Source organism: Chloroflexaceae bacterium (genome assembly GCA_025057155.1).
Taxonomy (GTDB): domain Bacteria; phylum Chloroflexota; class Chloroflexia; order Chloroflexales; family Chloroflexaceae; genus JACAEO01.
The window spans coordinates 212,365-228,612 of record JANWYD010000004.1; the positions used below are offsets into that span (position 1 = coordinate 212,365).

The 16,248-nt window shown below is 64.9% G+C and carries 14 protein-coding genes; 4 read left to right on the top strand and 10 right to left on the bottom strand.

Annotated features, from left to right (window positions below):
- The first annotated feature begins 45 nt into the window (after window positions 1–45).
- Together NZU74_04825 and NZU74_04830 are read left to right on the top strand one after the other, a co-directional pair.
- Window positions 46–753: a zinc metallopeptidase gene (locus NZU74_04825; protein MCS6880634.1), complete on the top strand. Its 708-nt coding sequence runs from the start codon at window positions 46–48 to the stop codon at window positions 751–753.
- The gene (locus tag NZU74_04830; protein ID MCS6880635.1) at window positions 754–891 is read left to right on the top strand and encodes a hypothetical protein; all 138 of its coding nucleotides are present in this window, start codon (window positions 754–756) and stop codon (window positions 889–891) included.
- Between the two features lie 76 nt (window positions 892–967).
- Here the strand turns inward: NZU74_04830 and NZU74_04835 are convergent, their stop codons facing one another.
- Both NZU74_04835 and NZU74_04840 read right to left on the bottom strand, forming a co-directional pair.
- Entirely contained in the window at window positions 968–2,035 is a 1,068-nt protein-coding gene (locus tag NZU74_04835) for a nucleoside hydrolase (GenBank protein MCS6880636.1), read from the bottom strand.
- A gap of 111 nt (window positions 2,036–2,146) precedes the next feature.
- Window positions 2,147–2,794, bottom strand: coding sequence for a DUF2064 domain-containing protein (locus NZU74_04840; GenBank protein ID MCS6880637.1), 648 nt, complete (start codon window positions 2,792–2,794; stop codon window positions 2,147–2,149).
- Window positions 2,795–3,231: 437 nt separating this feature from the next.
- Here NZU74_04840 and nifJ point away from each other — a divergent pair, with 437 nt between their 5' ends.
- Together nifJ and NZU74_04850 are read left to right on the top strand one after the other, a co-directional pair.
- Complete coding sequence (gene nifJ, locus NZU74_04845; protein MCS6880638.1) at window positions 3,232–6,870, top strand: pyruvate:ferredoxin (flavodoxin) oxidoreductase; 3,639 nt, start codon at window positions 3,232–3,234, stop codon at window positions 6,868–6,870.
- A 153-nt stretch (window positions 6,871–7,023) separates the two neighbouring features.
- Window positions 7,024–8,097, top strand: coding sequence for a dihydroorotate dehydrogenase-like protein (locus NZU74_04850; protein MCS6880639.1), 1,074 nt, complete (start codon window positions 7,024–7,026; stop codon window positions 8,095–8,097).
- Window positions 8,098–8,432: 335 nt separating this feature from the next.
- Here the strand turns inward: NZU74_04850 and NZU74_04855 are convergent, their stop codons facing one another.
- The 8 genes from NZU74_04855 to thrC form a co-directional block, all read right to left on the bottom strand.
- Window positions 8,433–9,149, bottom strand: coding sequence for an SDR family oxidoreductase (locus NZU74_04855; GenBank protein MCS6880640.1), 717 nt, complete (start codon window positions 9,147–9,149; stop codon window positions 8,433–8,435).
- Window positions 9,150–9,192: 43 nt separating this feature from the next.
- Entirely contained in the window at window positions 9,193–9,561 is a 369-nt protein-coding gene (gene rsfS / locus NZU74_04860) for a ribosome silencing factor (protein MCS6880641.1), read from the bottom strand.
- 51 nt (window positions 9,562–9,612) lie between these two features.
- Window positions 9,613–10,131 (bottom strand): PspC domain-containing protein, encoded by a 519-nt coding sequence (locus NZU74_04865; protein ID MCS6880642.1) that lies wholly within the window; start codon window positions 10,129–10,131, stop codon window positions 9,613–9,615.
- Between the two features lie 177 nt (window positions 10,132–10,308).
- Window positions 10,309–12,072 (bottom strand): peptidoglycan DD-metalloendopeptidase family protein, encoded by a 1,764-nt coding sequence (locus NZU74_04870; GenBank protein MCS6880643.1) that lies wholly within the window; start codon window positions 12,070–12,072, stop codon window positions 10,309–10,311.
- A complete protein-coding gene (locus tag NZU74_04875; GenBank protein ID MCS6880644.1) occupies window positions 12,069–12,584 on the bottom strand; it encodes a VCBS repeat-containing protein in 516 nt (171 codons plus the stop codon). Before NZU74_04875 ends, NZU74_04870 begins: the two co-directional genes overlap by 4 nt.
- A 256-nt stretch (window positions 12,585–12,840) precedes the next feature.
- Window positions 12,841–14,031 carry a 23S rRNA (uracil(1939)-C(5))-methyltransferase RlmD gene (gene rlmD / locus NZU74_04880; protein ID MCS6880645.1) on the bottom strand — a complete coding sequence of 397 codons (1,191 nt, stop codon included), beginning with the start codon at window positions 14,029–14,031 and terminating at the stop codon, window positions 12,841–12,843.
- Window positions 14,032–14,072: 41 nt separating this feature from the next.
- A complete protein-coding gene (locus NZU74_04885; protein MCS6880646.1) occupies window positions 14,073–14,579 on the bottom strand; it encodes a hypothetical protein in 507 nt (168 codons plus the stop codon).
- Window positions 14,580–14,751: 172 nt separating this feature from the next.
- Window positions 14,752–16,098 carry a threonine synthase gene (gene thrC, locus NZU74_04890; protein MCS6880647.1) on the bottom strand — a complete coding sequence of 449 codons (1,347 nt, stop codon included), beginning with the start codon at window positions 16,096–16,098 and terminating at the stop codon, window positions 14,752–14,754.
- Window positions 16,099–16,248: the final 150 nt, after the last annotated feature.

Below are 16,248 nucleotides of genomic sequence, written 5' to 3' on the forward strand. Positions count from 1 at the left end.
CTATTTACGCGATAATTGCTTCGTTAGTCGAACGGAGATGCAATAATGATGTGGTTTGATCCCCTCTACTTCGTATTTACCCTGCCAGCTTTGCTCCTGGCGCTGTGGGCGCAGTTTCGCGTCCAGGCGGCCTATCGCAAGTGGTCGCAGGTGCCCAACGCTCGCGGTCTGAACGGCTTCGATGTGGCTCAGACGCTGATGCGAAACGAAAATCTCTCCCATGTTCAGGTGGAGCGCATCGGCGGCATGCTCACCGATCACTACGATCCGCGCGGTGCAGTGATGCGGCTCTCCGACGGCTCCTTACAGCCCTCGGTCGCCGCGATGGCCATTGTCGCCCACGAACTCGGCCATGCCGCTCAGGATCAGGAGGGCTATTTCTGGCTGCGGGCGCGGGCCGGCATCGTCGGAATCGCCAACCTCGGTTCGAACCTGGGGGTTATTCTGTTCTTCATCGGGTTGATGCTAACCGCCTTCTCCGGCAGCGGCTTCGGCTACACCCTCGCAACCGTCGGCTTGATCCTCTTCTCCGCCGCCGTCGTGTTTACCCTGGTTACCCTGCCGGTTGAATTCAACGCCAGCGCCCGCGCCAGAGCGATGTTGCAGCGCAATGGCCTGGTCACCAGCCAGGAAATGAACGGGGTAAACGCTGTGCTCAACGCCGCCGCGCTGACCTATGTGGCCGCGGCCGCGCAGGCGATCGCTCAGTTGCTCTACTTTGCCACTTTGCTTGCAGGACGACGGGAGGACTAAATGGACGAAGATCTGCGCCGCCGGCTCGTCTATGGGTTGCTCAATCTACTCCTGGGCCTCGCCGCAGCCTGGCTGGCCAGCTACCTCACCAACAAGATCCTTGGCGCGATGGACGCGCAAAAGAAACTCGAAGCCTGAATCGAACGAAGCCGCAGGGTTGCCCTGCGGCTTCAATGTAGGGAAGCCCGATTGCCGCGCCTCTCCCTACGGGCGCCTACCTGCCAACCGCGCGCTCCATTCCCCATTCCATCAGGCCGGCTTCCAGCATCTCCGCCATTGTCCGCGCATCAATCTCCAGCACTACCTGAGCGTTCCGCGGCGCGCGAGCGCTGGCCTGGCGCAGCGCCTCCAGATAGTCAAAATCAGGCGCCGTCACGTTCATCGCCAGGTGCTCAACCCCGTGGGTTCCAAGCGCCAGCATGGCCTGATGTTGTTCGCTCAGAGCTATAATCGTCTGACCGCGGGTCAGTTCACCCTCGGTCACGACCCGCACGGTCGCGGGTACGGCCACACCCAGGTCGGGATGCACAGCATAGATGGCCGCCGCGGCATCAGGAACGGGAACGGGCGCCATCTGGCGGTTCACGGCCCGGGCATAGCTCTCGAATATCTGGCCGAGGAAGCGCCCGACCGCGCCACCTTCGTGCTGTAACCGCATGGCGAACGTCCGGTCCAGTTCCAGAGCCCGGAAGGCGTCGCGGGTGACCAGTTCGACGTGCAGGGAGCTTTCGAGCACCAGCGCCAGGGCGTGCGGATCGGCGAAGGCGTTAAACTCGGCGGCGGGCGTAATCGAGCCGGCGCCGTGGGCGCCGGCCAGGGCTACCAGCCGCACCCCGACCAGATCTTCAGGGTAGGCCTGTACAGCGCGGGCAATGTTCGTGAGGGGCCCCAGGGCGATGATCGTCAGGCCGGGGTGCGCGCGCGCCGCTGCGGCGATGGCCCCGGGCGCGCCCGCAGGTAGCGTTTCCAGATCGTGAGGGCGCTGCGCCCCCCACAGCCCGTCGGGGCCGTGGGTCAGCGCGCCGGCGCTGGTGCGGGGATAGACCAGCGGGGCCGAGGCGCCCATCGTCACCGGCGCCTCGCGTCCCAGCGCATCGAGAAGCGTGAGGAGATTTGCGGTCGTATTCTGGACGCTGCTGTTGCCAAAAACGCTGCTCATCCCGACCACCTTGACCTCGGGACGGCGCAGTAGCCAGGCGATGGCCAGGGCGTCATCACAGCCGACATCGGTGTCGATGAATACGGGCATCGGCGTCGTCGCGCTGTGCGGTTCCTGCCTCATACTCGGCTTTCCTCCGTATTGCCGTATTGTCACGGGATGATGGTGCAACCAGTATACCGGGACGTGATGGGAGGAGGCTGACTGTAACCAGCGTCACAAATGACAATCTCGTCAACCGCCGACGGCGCGGGCGTTCTCGCCGGCCAGCACCGCACGGGTGCGCCTGGCCACCGTTGCGGGCATGTCTCGCAACATGCTGGCCAGGGCCTCCAGATCGGCCAGGTCGTTGACGCCGAACCAGCTCGGAAGGATGGCGACGGAAAGGTCCAGCCCGCGGGCGGCGCAGAGCAGCGCCTCGGGATTCTCGTCCCGCGCGGGTAGCGTGCGGAGCAGCAGTGGTTCGGCGCTCCTCAATCCCAGGAGATACCACCCCTCGCGATCTTGAGGGCCAACCACCACCCCGGCCCCCGCAGCCAGGTGGGTGAGCGCGTCGCGCAGGCGCCACGGCGGCAAATGAGGGAGATCGCCGCCGACCACCACCGTCGGCTCACCTCCCTCCAGCGTCTCCTTGAGCAGCGCGGCGAGGAACTTCGGTCCCGCTCCCGCCAGCGTGCGTACCGTCACGTCTGCCGAGGGGAGCACATCCAGCCCCACGTGCGGAGCCCGGGCAATCAGCACCCGCGCGCCATTGATCTCCCGTGCCACATCAACGGTATCGCTGATAAGCGCCTCGAACAGCGACATGGCTGCCGGGCCAAGGGGACGAGCCAGATCCCTGCGCCGCAACGTATCGGCAAGGACGATCAGTGTTGGTGTCATAGTCTGCTCCCTGTATGCCGTGAATAACCCGCCGCCACGCCGCTGGTGATCGTTCTGGTACACGGCTTGCCGCGAGGATCCCTGACCTCTCGGACCTTCCCGTTCAGGAACCTGCCGCACGAACCATCGAGTACCGCTATCGTACTCGCTGTTCCACTCTCCTGCAGCGGAGGGGATGAGCGAAATGTCACCCTGTGGGAAGCAGTATAACACAGCGCGTTATACATCGACCGGTGGTTCTCGATGCGAAGGCTGAGTTGTCGCATAGGTCGTGCACACGCCGCTCACTGCATATTGTTGCGCATGCCATATTCGACAGGAAGAAAAGAGATCGTTACCAAAGGTTGCACGGCCTTTACCTCGTGCAAGGCGGCGCAAATCCTATACTAGCCTTGTTACGATGCTTGTTGCTCGATACTCACAGAGGAGGCATCCTCATGGATGTACGTCCGGACCTTGAAAGCGCTGTTGGCGTTGCCGAACCGATCCCGCAAATAACCATTGACGGCAATGAGGCCGCGGCAAATGTGGCATATATGCTGAGCGAGGTGGTGGCGATCTACCCGATCACCCCCTCCACGCCGATGGGTGAGATGGCGGACGCCTTCGCCGCGGCGGGCAAACCGAACCTCTGGGGTACTGTTCCTACCGTCTACGAGATGCAGTCCGAGGGCGGCGCCGCCGGCGCCCTCCACGGCGCGATGCAGACCGGCGCGCTGACCACCACCTTTACCGCCTCCCAGGGTCTGCTCTTAATGATCCCTAACATGTACAAGATCGCCGGCGAACTTACCCCGACGGTCTTCCACGTTGCTGCCCGATCGCTTGCCGCGCAGGGATTGTCAATTTTCGGCGACCACTCTGACGTCATGGCAGTGCGCGCTACCGGCTGGGCGTTGCTCTCCTCCGGCTCGGTTCAGGAGGCTCAGGATCTGGCGCTGATTGCCCACGCCGCTACGCTGCAATCGCGCGTGCCCTTCGTGCATTTCTTCGACGGGTTCCGCACCTCGCACGAGGTCAACAAGATCACGCCCCTGGACGTCAGCGTCATCCGGGCAATGATTGACGATGAGCTGGTGCGGGCGCACCGGGCGCGCGCCCTCTCGCCCGAGCATCCGGTCCTGCGCGGCACGGCCCAGAACCCTGATGTCTACTTCCAGGCCCGTGAGAGCGTGAACCCCTTCTACATCGCCTGCCCCGGCGTCGTCCAGCAGACGATGGACCAGTTCTTCGCCCTGACCGGGCGCCGCTACAATCTCTTCGACTATGCCGGCGCGCCCGATGCCGAGCGGGTGATTGTGATTATGGGTTCCGGTGGCGAGGTGACCGAAGAGGTGGTCCGCTTCCTGGCCGCCCGCGGCGAGAAGGTAGGCGTCGTGCGGGTGCGACTCTACCGGCCTTTCGCCGCCGAGGCCTTCGTGGCCGCGCTGCCGCCTACCACGCGCGCCATCGCCGTCCTTGATCGCACCAAGGAACCGGGCAGCGCTGGCGAGCCGCTCTTCCTCGACGTGGTCTCGGCGGTCTATGGCTATGGCAGCGGTCACTTCCACAATGGCGGCGGCCCCCATCGGCCGTTTCCCACCATCATCGGCGGGCGCTACGGCCTCTCTTCCAAGGAGTTCACCCCCGGCATGGTCAAGGCCGTCTTCGATGAACTTGATGCGCCCCATCCGCGCGACCGCTTCACCATCGGCATCAACGACGACGTGACCGGCACGAGCCTGCCCTACGACAGCAGCTTCGATGTCGAGCCGGAGAGCACGGTCCGTTGTGTCTTCTGGGGCCTTGGCTCCGATGGCACGGTGGGGGCCAATAAGAACAGCATCAAGATCATCGGCGAGGAGACCGACTACGAGGCCCAGGGCTACTTCGTGTACGACTCGAAGAAGTCCGGTTCGGTGACGATTTCGCACCTCCGCTTTGGCCCCGAGCCGATCCGCGCCCCCTACCTGATCGGCGACGGCCAGGCCCACTTCGTCGCCTGCCACCAGTTCAGCTTCCTCGAACGCTTCGAGGTGCTGCGCTACGCCCGCCCCGGCGGCGTCTTCCTGCTCAATAGCCCCTACGGCCCCGATGAGGTCTGGTCCAGACTGCCGGTTGAGGTGCGCCAGACTATCCGCGAGAAAAGTCTGCACTTCTGGGTGATTGACGCCACCTCAGTTGCAGCGGCCACTGGCATGCGCGGGCGCATCAATACGGTGATGCAGACCTGCTTCTTCGCCATCAGCGGCGTGCTGCCCCGCGACGAGGCCATCGCTCAGATCAAGCGCAGCATCAAGAAGACCTACGGACGGCGCGGCGATGCGGTGGTCAAACAGAACTACATGGCCGTTGATCAGACCCTCAGCCGGCTCTACGAAGTGCCGATCCCGCCGGTCGATCCAGAGCAGAACGGCTACCATATGCGCCCGCCGGTCACTCCCGGCGCGCCGCCCTTCGTGCGCGAGGTGCTCGGGGCGATGATCAGCCTGCACGGTGACGACCTGCCCGTCAGCAAGCTGCCCTTCGACGGCACCTATCCCACCGGCACTGCTCGCTGGGAGAAGCGCAACATCGCCATTGAGATCCCTGTCTGGGAGCCGGACATCTGCATCCAGTGCAATAAGTGCGCCTTCGTCTGCCCCCACGCGGTGATCCGCCCGAAGATCTACGCTCCCGAGGCCCTTGCCGGCGCGCCGTCCGCCTTCAAGAGCGCCGACGCGCGCTTCAGGGAGTTTCCGGGCTACAAGTTCACCCTCCAGGTCGCTCCGGAGGATTGCACCGGCTGCGCCCTGTGCGTCGAGGCCTGCCCGGTGAAGGATAAGCGCCAGACCGGGCGCAAGGCCATCAACATGGCCCCTCAGGCTCCCCTGCGCCAGCAAGAGGCCGCCAACTGGGAGTTCTTCCTCAACATCCCCGAGGTGGACCGGACCCAGCTCCAGCTTAACACGGTGAAGAACTCGCAGTTGCTGCTCCCGCTCTTCGAGTTCTCCGGCGCCTGCGCGGGCTGTGGCGAAACGCCCTACGTCAAACTGGTCAGCCAGCTCTTCGGCGATCGCTCGGTGATCGCCAATGCCACAGGGTGCTCGTCAATCTACGGCGGCAACCTGCCCACCACGCCCTGGACGGTGAACCGCGAAGGCCGCGGCCCGGCCTGGTCTAACTCGCTCTTCGAGGACAATGCCGAGTTCGGCCTGGGCATGCGTCTAACGATCGACAAGCAGCGCGAGTATGCCGGGGAGTTGCTCACCCGCCTCGCCGGGCGCCTTGGCCCCGATCTGGTCGAAGCGTTGCTGACCGCCGATCAGCACGACGAGGCCGGCGTTCGCGCCCAGCGCGAACGGGTGGCCCTGCTCAAGCAGCGCATCGCCGCCGAACTGGCGGGCAGACCGGACGCTGACACGCCGCTGCTGCGCGATCTGGACTCTCTGGCCGAGGTGCTGGTGCGCCGTTCGGTGTGGATCATTGGCGGCGACGGCTGGGCCTACGACATCGGCTACGGCGGTCTGGATCACGTACTGGCCTCGGGGCGCAACGTTAATATTCTGGTGCTCGACACCGAGGTGTACTCCAACACCGGCGGGCAGGCCAGTAAGGCGACGCCCCTCGGCGCCGTGGCGAAGTTTGCCGCCAAAGGTAAAACCACTCCTAAGAAGGACCTGGGCTTGCTCGCCATGGCCTATGGCAATGTCTATGTCGCGCGGGTGGCGATGGGCTATGACGACGTGCAGACCCTGCGCGCGGTGCTCGAGGCCGACGCCTACGAAGGCCCGTCGTTGATCATCGCCTACAGTCACTGCATCGCCCACGGCATTGATATGCGCCGTGGCCTCGACCAGCAGAAACTGGCCGTGCAGTCGGGGATGTGGACCCTTTACCGCTATAACCCGGCCCTGGCCCGCGAGGGTAAGAACCCCCTTACCATCGACTCGAAGGCGCCCTCGATTTCGATTGAGCAGTACATTGCGGGAGAGGGTCGCTTCCAGATCCTCCAGCGCAGCGACCCGCACCGCGCCGAGGAGTTGATCGCCGAAGCGATGCGCACCAACGCCGAGCACTATCATCGGCTCGAGCAAATGCTGGATAAGGAAGTTTAGGACAAGTTGGAGAGCCGGGGGAACCAGGAACCCGGCAGATAGGGGAACCAGGAGTGTGACGGGCGGATACCGACCAGTGCTGACCTTAGCGCTCCTGACCCCTCATCCGCCGATTCCTGGTCCTCTGGATTCTCCTATCCAGGAGCTACTGCGATGGTTGACCTGAGCACCCAGTACCTCGGCCTGCACCTGAAAACCCCGATCGTGATCGCCTCCTCGCCGCTTTCAAACCGCGTGGAGACGGTGCAGCGCCTGGAAGAAGCCGGCGCTTCGGCGGTAGTAATGTCCTCACTCTTTGAGGAGCAGATCATCCACGCCAGTCTGGAGATTGACTACTTGCTCAGCCACGGGGCCGAGAGTTTCGCTGAGGCGCTGAGCTATCTGCCCGATACCGGGCGCTACAGCATCGGGCCAGAGCAGTACCTGGAGCACGTCAGCCGCTTGAAACGTTCCGTCGGCATTCCGGTCATCGGCAGCCTCAATGGCGTCTCGAAGGGCGGCTGGGTCCACTACGCCAAGCTGATCGAGGAGGCCGGGGCTGATGCTCTCGAACTCAATATCTATTACATTCCCACCGACCCGGATCTGACCAGCGTCCAGCTCGAGCAGACCTACATCGAACTGGTGCGGGCGGTGCGGGCCGAGTTGCGCATCCCTCTGGCGGTGAAGATCAGCCCGTACTTCACCGCCCTGCCTAACTTCGCCCGGCGCCTGGTCGAGGCCGGGGCCAATGGGCTGGTGTTTTTCAACCGCTTCTACCAGCCCGATTTCGATCTGGAAAACCTCACTGTGGTGCCAAATCTGCGCCTGAGCACCTCGGAGGATCTGCGCCTCCCCCTGCGCGAGGTCGCCATCCTCCACGGGCGCGTGCATACCGACTTCGCCATTTCGGGCGGAGTGCACACGGCCTTCGATGTGCTGAAGGCGATGATGGCCGGTGCGAAGGTGACGCAGATGGCCTCGGCGCTGCTACGGGGCAATTATCAGCAGATTGTGCGCAGCATCATTGCCGACCTGCAGGCCTGGATGGTCGAGCACGAGTACGACTCGATCACCCTGATGCAGGGCAGCATGTCACAGATTGCCGTGGCCGAGCCGGCCGCCTTCGAGCGCGCCAACTACATGAAGGTGCTTGGCTCGTTCCGCTTCAGCGAAGGGTCTTCGGCCCATTCCACGCTCACCAGCGGCATGCTCTACCCCTTCCTCGATACGCCCGTGGAGGAGTGATGGCGCCTTCGGGATGATCTTTGCCGTTGCCGATCCTGACGCGCATCTTTCCCTTGCGCGCAGGTCCTGTGCGACTTGAGCCTGCAGGAGCAGGTTTTGACCCGCTTGTTCCAGAGACCCGCAGGGGCGACCGGCCGGTCGCCCCTGCGGGTCTGCTGCTCAGTAAGCACGGAGATGCCGGTTGCTCATCTCACCCGGTGCGCTGTGGCGCCACAAGGTCTGCCGCGCTGTCTGAGCATACGAGACCGTTGCCCTGGACAGCGAGGGGTGACGCGCGCAGAGAAGCCCCTGCTCCTTCAACAAGGGGAGCGGCTCCTGGCGCCCCACCCCCGGGATTACGCCTTGCCATAGACCGGTATGTGGGCGCCGCTAACGATCCGCGCGTCGGGACCGACGAGGAAGAGGATGACCCGTGCGATGGCCTCCGGCGGCACCCAGCGACTGTGGTTGGCCTGCGGGGCGGCGCGGCGGTTGGCGGGCGTGTCAATAGTACTGGGAAGGATCGAGTTGACAGTGATGTTGTAGTCGCGCAACTCGGCGGCAAGGGCCTCGGTCAGTTGCAGCACCGCCCGTTTCGAGGCGGCATAGGCGGCCAGGTTGGCGCCGGCCTGCGTGGCGGTGCGAGTGCTCACATTGACGATGGCCCCGCCTCCGCGGCTGATCAAATGCGGTGTCGCCGCGGCGCACGAGATCACGGCCGTCTTGAGATTGATATCGAGTTGTTGCTGCCAGAGCGCCCAATCGGTCTCGTGCACGGGCTTGCCCCCGTCGAAGCCGCCGGCTACGTTCACCAGAATATCCAGACCGCCCGCCGTTGCCGCGACCTGATCGTAGTACGCCCGCACGCCCTGTTCATCCGTCAGATCCACCTGCGCGCCGGACAGTGCAGCGTCACCGGAGCGCCCCAGGCGCTCGCGCAGGGCGTCCAGTTCACCGGCGCGGCGATAGGGAACAGCCACGGCGGCGCCGGCGTTGAGTAGCGTATCAACCACTGCGCTGCCCAGGGCGCCGGTTCCGCCCGTTACGATTGCCACCTTACCGCTCAGACTCATATGCTCCAAGAACCTTATCTCGTTTAACGCTCATCAGCGGGTCTCATTGCACTACGACCACAGGGGGCACCTTGCTCCACAACCGCTCCAGGCGGTAATACTCGCGCTGGGCCGGGCTGAACACGTGAACGACGACATCGTCGTAGTCGAGCACGATCCAACCGGTTTCGGGGGTGCCTTCGCGGCGCGGGTTCAGTCCAAACTCCTGGTGCACCTTTTCGTCAATGTGGTCTACAATTGCCCGGATCTGGCGATCATTTTCCCCGGAGCAAATCACGAAATAATCGGCGATAACGCTTTGCGGGCGAATGTCGAGCAGCACAATCTCATTAGCCTGCTTGTCTTCGGCCAGCTCGACGACGCGGCGGGCAATAGTTCCGGTCTCGATAGCAATGCTCCTTTCTAGCGCCACGGTTATAGTCTGTTGATTCGTTATACCGGATCGTACACAGTTTGGCAAGCCTCAGCGCTGGCGTTGCAACAGGATCACCCCGGCGACGATCAGCAGCGCGGGAAAGAGCAAGGACGTATCTATACCGAACTGATCCAGCAGGACCAGTCCGCCAATCCCGATGAGGATCAGCCCGAGGGTGCGCCAGCGAGCGTGGCGACGTTCGGGCTGACCGGCGGATTCCGGCGGTGGCGCCGGCTGCTCGGCGCTGCCTTCCATGCCTGATGGCTGGCCAGCGAACTGTTCGAGAGACGGAACCGGCGCCTCATCGGGTGCTTCGCCACCGCCGGTGCGGGCGCGTTGCGCCGATTGTTCCATAGCACCCGAAAGCTGCCGCATGCTGGCCGGCGCCGCCCTGGGCATCACCACCCACAGGATCAGATAGGCCGGCAATCCGAGCCCGCTGGTGAGGGTTACCACTACAAAGATCAGGCGCACGATCGCCGGGTCAATATTGAAATACTCGGCGAGACCGCCACAAACGCCCGCCACCATTGACTCGGTGGCGCTCCGCCTCAGACGGGGCTGCATTGCGCGCTCCTACAGCTATTCGCAGTTGGTCGCTTCATTATCACCGTGCATACGACGGTAAGGGAACGGTTAATGTTGCAGCCCGTCCGGCAACTCGACAACCGGATGATGGATGGAAGGGTTGTGCGGTATGGGAAGCCCGCGCGCCTTTGTTCCGTAGTTTCTCCTGGCGCGCGGCTATGGCAGCGGCTCCAGCGCGCCGTACTCCAGGGGATTAACGTTCACCCATCGCGCGTCCTGCCGCACCCAGACCTGGTAATCCAGGTGGGGACCTGACGACATCCCCGTAGAGCCGATGTAACCGATCAAATCGCCACGGCGCACTTCCTGACCATCGCTTACGGCGAAGGAGGCGAGATGGGCATAGCCGGTGCGGTAGGCGGCATTGGTTACCCAGACGTGGTTGCCTCCCGGGTGGCTGTTGGCAGTGACCGTAACCACGCCGCTATGGGTGGCGTAGACCGGACGCTCCCATGTACCCTCAGGATCGGCCCTGCCATCGCCGTCGCCATCGAGCGCCAGATCGATCGCGCCCCAGACCTCTGCGGGGGCGTGCGTACCGACGCCGTAGCCCTGCGTTACGACGGTGTTCGGCGCCCGCAGCGGGTTCCCCTGCGGGCGGGCCTCGTCGGGCAGGCCGCGCCCGCGCAGCGAGTATGCGGAAGCGTTGAACTGCGTCCGCCACTCGTCCACCAGGCGCTGTACGACGTTGATATATCCCTGAACATCATTCTCGAAGGCCGGGGCGTATATCGGAATGATCTCGGCAACAGTACGGACGCCGCGCCCCTGAATGTACTCGACGGAGATCAGGCGATACCAGTCTTCGATGCCCTCGGCCCAGGAGCCGTAGTCGCGAAAGCGCCCGTAGCAGGTCGGGTAGCCGGCACAGATGATGTTGCCGATGTTATGTGTCGTGCCGCCTCCTGGTTTAAGCCCGGCCCAGTTGGGGTTGGTGCCGGCGCCGCTCTCGTGAATGAAAAAGGCGACGGCGAAGGCAGGGTCGATCCCGTATTTCAGGCCGAGGTTGTACCAGTCCTTACCGGTGCCCGTGGCGGGAGAGCCATACGAGCGCAGAATGGCGTCAATCTGCTGCGGGGTAAGGCTCGGCGGCCCTTCGACGGTGTAATCGCCGATCGGGCGCGCCACGGCGCCGGTGATCGCTCCGCTGCCGTCGTAGCCGTTGAGCTGCGCCTGCACCCAGCGGCCCAGGGGCGTATCCCCCGGCCCGCCACGCAGCGCGAGGATGACCGCCAGGCTTGCCACGGCAACGAGGGCAACCCTGCCCCAATGCCCGGCGCCGGAAGTGCCGGACGGCACCAGTGGGCCCAGCCACGCGCCGATCCATTCTACGGGGTCAGGCGCGTGACCGGCTCCGGGCATTTCTCGCGCTCGTGCCAGGTGCGCGGCTCCCGCTGGCTTCCTGGCGGGCCTGGCATCCTCAGAGGGAAGGTGGCGCACATCTGTGCGGGTGCGCGCGCTCTCTGCCCGCACGACGACGCGCCGTTCGTCGTCAAACGGTCGTGCTCGATTCGCGGCGTCGCTACGCCCGGCAGGCGATGTTTCGATCGGCTCGAACGGCGGCGCGGGCCTGGCCTCCGGAGGCGGCGCCGGGCGTCTGTATTCCGCCCGTGGCCTGCCATCGGGCGCCGGCGAATCCTCGCTATCGGCGCGCCGCGGAACGCGCGCAGAGGTGTAGCGCCCGTCGCGGGGCGGCCCTACGGATCGCTCTCCCTTCAGATCGGGGTCGCTGACGCGCCGGTCCGGACGCTCGAGACGGGTTTCGGCGAAGGTGGGAAAGGCGGCTTCATCTTCGGCGAACCAGTCGCTGAGCGGCTGCGGAGGCAGTTTCCTGGGGACGACATCCTTGCTCTCCAGAGCGAGACGTAGCTTACGCCGCTGGCGATCCACCGGACGATCCTGGTCGTCGGAAGCGCTCACGGAAGTTGCTCCTGCGCCAGCAGCGCCTGCTCCTCCGCCGTGGGCAGACGGAATGCGCCCTCGCGATTAAGGTAGACGACCCGTTCGTTGCTGACCGTGAGGACCAGATCGTTCAGGCCGTCACCGTCCATGTCCAGAAGAGATAATACCACAGGCTCAAGATCCTGGCGCGAGCCGAACAGGTACGGACCCGGTAGACTACGGGCCTGCTGCGGATCGCTCCCCGGCAGTTCAAGTACGACAACCTGCCGGTCCAGGTTCATGGCCACAATGTGCGTCGGGCGACCGGCGCCCTCCGCGCCGTGGCCGACGTACCCCGTCACGTGGGCTGTGCGGGGCCGGCCATAACGCAGATCGTCAAGGGCGATTCGCGCGCGCTCCACTACCGCGCCCACCAGCACGTGGACGGCCAGCGCCGCAAGCAGGAACGTTAAAACGTAGGCCACGCCCAGTCCCGGACGCCGGGGCGCCGCGGGCAACCTTCCCGCCAATTCTCTGCTCGTCACTGCCATACGTCACCTCCTTTCCTCGGGGTTTGAGCAGACCGCGCCCTCCTGGCCGGTTGATCCCGTTGCCGCCCAACAGCGCCTCACAGCGGCCCGGAGTGAACGAAAAGCCGGCTTAAGGGAGAACCGTGCTTTCTCCATGCCTTGCTTTCAAGAGGGCTGTTTTATTATAGAACTTTTGTTCTACTCCTGTCAATCCGGTACGGCGTTGAGCGTCTGAGACGAGCCCCGTGCGCGACGGACGTTTCCAACAACGTCGCTATCACGCCCGGTCAAGCACGGCGAGCGTTTCTACATGAGGGGTGTGGGGGAACATATCGTAACCGCGCAGGAAACGCGCGGCGTAAACGGGAGCGAGCATGCGCAGATCTTCGATCTGAGAGAGCGGATTGCACGAGACGTAGACAATGCGCCGCGGCCCGATCCGCAGCACTTCGCGGCAGACATCGGGACCCAGACCGGTGCGAGGCGGGTCGAGCACCATTACGTCGAAGGCGCCCGGCCCCTGAGCGCGCAGATACGCCGCTACGTCAGCGGCGATGATCTGGACGTTGGCGACGCCGTTCGACGCGGCATTTTCACGCGCCAGGGTCGCGCTCTCCTCTATCGCTTCTACGCAGACCACGCTGGCCGCGCGCGGAGCCAGGGTCAGCGCGATGAGGCCCACGCCGCCGTACAGGTCGGCTACGGCGCGCGACCCGGGCTCGACCGCGGCGCTCACGTCGTCCAGAAGGCGCTCCAGGAGATGCACATTGTTCTGGAAGAAGGTATTGGGGCCTATTGCCAGGCGCAGGCGCCCGACGCGCATGCTCAGCGTCGCGGCGCCCCAGTGGCGCACCGCCACGCCGAAGGAGAGGTCCGTCAGGCTGTCGTTACGCAGCCAGTGAAAGCCGACCACACCGGGCTGCTCCAGCGCCGCGGCGGCCAGGCGCTCCATGGCTTCTTCCGGCTCGCCGGCAGCGGTAACCGTCGCCAGCAGCAGTTCATTATCGGGGCTGCGGCGCACGACGATGTAGCGCAAAAAGCCCTCGTGACGCCGCACGTCGTAGTCGGGCAGATCGAGGGCGCGAGCCTTGGCCCACACCGCGCGGGCCGCCGCGAAAGCCACAGGAGGAATGAGATGGCACTCCTCCAGATCCACCACCTGGCTGAAGCGTCCCCGCGCCCGCAACCCGAAGCGCCCCCTGGTGGTCACATAGTCCATGCGCGTGCGATAACCGAAGGGGTCAGGCGAAGGGACCAGCTCCAGGTCCCCGGCTGCGGTCATCGTCGGCGCGCCGACTTCCGTGAAGACGCGCCCGAGCGCAGTCCGTTTGGCAGCGATCTGGGCCGAGTAGGCCCGGTCCTGAAATGCGCAGCCGCCGCATTCGACGGCATGCCGGCAACGGGGCAGGACCGCCTCCCCGGACCGGGCCAGGTCGGTCACCAGGCGCCGGAACTCTTTCGCGCGCATGCTGGTTCTCCAGGACCCCGTCCGCAACCGGGAGGGTTGCGCTACCCTTCGGCCAGGCCCTCCTCCTCGACCACGCGGCGCATGCGCGCCAGCATCTGCGCCCGGCGCGCCCTCGCCAGAGCCGCGGGCGCCAGCGGGGTGAAGGGCCACACAACCCCATCACCGTCGAGGCGACCGCGCTCGAAGTCCAGCCGCAGCAGCGCCCCTTCGGCCAGCCGTGCCGCGGCGGCAGGCAGCCTCAATATGGGCAGGCCATAATCTTCGCCAGCGGCGACCACCTCCGCCGCGGCCTCCCGGCAGATCAGCGCCGCGACGCCCACGGCTTGCAGGGCCAGCACCGCCGCCTCGGCGCCCTCGCCGCCGAAGAGGTCTCCATCTACGACCAGCACGTCACCCTCGCGGGCGCGCCCGGCAAACTCCGCATCAACCGCGGCCAGACAGAGGGCGGCGATTTCCGCCGGGTCGCCGCCGGCGGCCACTTCGGGAGCAATGATCTGCCGGGGATTGAGCGAGGCGCTGACGCGCCGGGCGTAGCCTGTAATGACCATACACGCTTTACGTGCGCCGCGGTTGCGCCGCAGCGCGAAAACAAGAAACGGGATTTCTTCAACCCGCTGCCGGGCAGCAGGCATCGCGCCCGTTCGAGGCTGCCAGCGCAGGCATCGGCGCCCCGCCGACCCCATCCAACGACGCATACCCAATCCAAAATCCAAAATCCCCCTAGCTGCCCCGTTCCGCCGCGGCCATGCGTTCATCGAGCACGCGGCGCACGGCGTCTATATCAGGTGGCAGTTCGATGGGCGGGTTGGCATAGGTGCTGACCACTTCGCGCAACTGGCCTTCGTGGTACTCGACCTTGAAACGGCTGAACTTCAGCCCGTGAGCGGTTGAGACCACCACCACCCGGTCGCTGCGCCGGATCACGCCCTGCTCAACCAGCTTGATCGCCGCTGCAAGGGCCACGCCGGTATGGGGGCAGGCGTAGGCCCCGGTGCGATCGGCGCGGGCGGCGGCATCGGCAAGCTCCTGCTCGCTGGCCTGCTCGACCACGCCGTTGAAGCGCTGCAGAGTGCTGATGGCCCGGTTGATACTGACCGGCGCGCCAATCTGGATGGCCGAGGCCGCAGTGGTCCCGGCAGTGATCGGCTCGTAGCGCCAGTCGTTGCGGTAGGCGCGATAGAGCGGGTTGGCATGCTCGGCCTGGGCGCAGGCGATGCGCGGCAGGCGCGAGATCAGTCCCAGGTCGTACATCATTAGCAGGCCCTTGCCCAGGGCGAAGGTATTGCCGAGGTTGCCGCCAGGGATGACAATCCAGTCTGGCACTTCCCAGTCGAACTGCTGCACAATCTCGATCCCGACCGTCTTCTGGCCCTCGATACGCAACGAGTTGAGCGAATTGGCCAGGTAGAGGCCATTGTCAGGATCGGCGGTAATCTCGCGCACAATGCGCATGCAGCCGTCGAAGTCGGTGTCGAGGGAGATGACAGTGGCCCCGTGGGCGATGGGCTGCACCAGTTGGGCCACGCTGACCTTGCCGCGCGGCAGAAAGACAATTGTCGGAATGCCAGCGGCGGCGCCGTAAGCCGCCAGGGCGGCTGAAGTGTCGCCGGTGGAGGCGCAGGCCACTGCGCGGATGGGCTTGCCTTCGCGGATCATCTGCTTGACGACGCTCACCAGCACGGTCATCCCCAGGTCCTTGAAGGACCCGGTATGGCTGTTGCCGCACATCTTGATCCAGAAGTCCTCAACGCCGATCTCGCGCCCGAAGCGTTCGGCCCAGAAGAGGTTGGTGCCGCCTTCGAACATGCTGACGATGTTCTCGTCGTCCAGTTCGGGGCAGACCCACTCCTTCTTGCCCCAGACGCCAGAACCATACGGCCAGGCGGTGCGCATCCAGCGGCGGTCAAAGAGTTGCTTCCACTCCTCAGCGCTTACCTGGCGCAGAGCGTCGAGATCGTGCTGCACCTCGAGCAACCCGCCGGAGCGCGAGTAGTAGACCACCTCGGTCAGCGGGTAGCGTTCGTCGGGATCGTCTTGAGCGGCGAACCAGGCGCGGTACGTAGGCATGGGAGACCTGCCGGCGAGGTTTCAATGCACAGGGTCTTCTGATACTTGCCGCAGAGGACGTAAAGTTTGTTCAGGGCGCATAGCTTAAGGCGCGCCCGAAATGCGACGCATGAACGATTGTACAGACCTTATCGCCTTGCAGCGACCTTC

Bases quoted from the DNA above. Each gene is read 5' to 3' on its own strand.
- NZU74_04825 (MCS6880634.1), top strand. From the start codon at position 46: ATGATGTGGTTTGATCCCCTCTACTTCGTATTTACCCTGCCAGCTTTG.
- NZU74_04830 (MCS6880635.1), top strand. From the start codon at position 754: ATGGACGAAGATCTGCGCCGCCGGCTCGTCTATGGGTTGCTCAATCTA.
- NZU74_04835 (MCS6880636.1), bottom strand. From the start codon at position 2,035: ATGAGGCAGGAACCGCACAGCGCGACGACGCCGATGCCCGTATTCATC.
- NZU74_04840 (MCS6880637.1), bottom strand. From the start codon at position 2,794: ATGACACCAACACTGATCGTCCTTGCCGATACGTTGCGGCGCAGGGAT.
- nifJ (MCS6880638.1), top strand. From the start codon at position 3,232: ATGGATGTACGTCCGGACCTTGAAAGCGCTGTTGGCGTTGCCGAACCG.
- NZU74_04850 (MCS6880639.1), top strand. From the start codon at position 7,024: ATGGTTGACCTGAGCACCCAGTACCTCGGCCTGCACCTGAAAACCCCG.
- NZU74_04855 (MCS6880640.1), bottom strand. From the start codon at position 9,149: ATGAGTCTGAGCGGTAAGGTGGCAATCGTAACGGGCGGAACCGGCGCC.
- NZU74_04865 (MCS6880642.1), bottom strand. From the start codon at position 10,131: ATGCAGCCCCGTCTGAGGCGGAGCGCCACCGAGTCAATGGTGGCGGGC.
- NZU74_04875 (MCS6880644.1), bottom strand. From the start codon at position 12,584: ATGGCAGTGACGAGCAGAGAATTGGCGGGAAGGTTGCCCGCGGCGCCC.
- rlmD (MCS6880645.1), bottom strand. From the start codon at position 14,031: ATGCGCGCGAAAGAGTTCCGGCGCCTGGTGACCGACCTGGCCCGGTCC.
- NZU74_04885 (MCS6880646.1), bottom strand. From the start codon at position 14,579: ATGGTCATTACAGGCTACGCCCGGCGCGTCAGCGCCTCGCTCAATCCC.
- thrC (MCS6880647.1), bottom strand. From the start codon at position 16,098: ATGCCTACGTACCGCGCCTGGTTCGCCGCTCAAGACGATCCCGACGAA.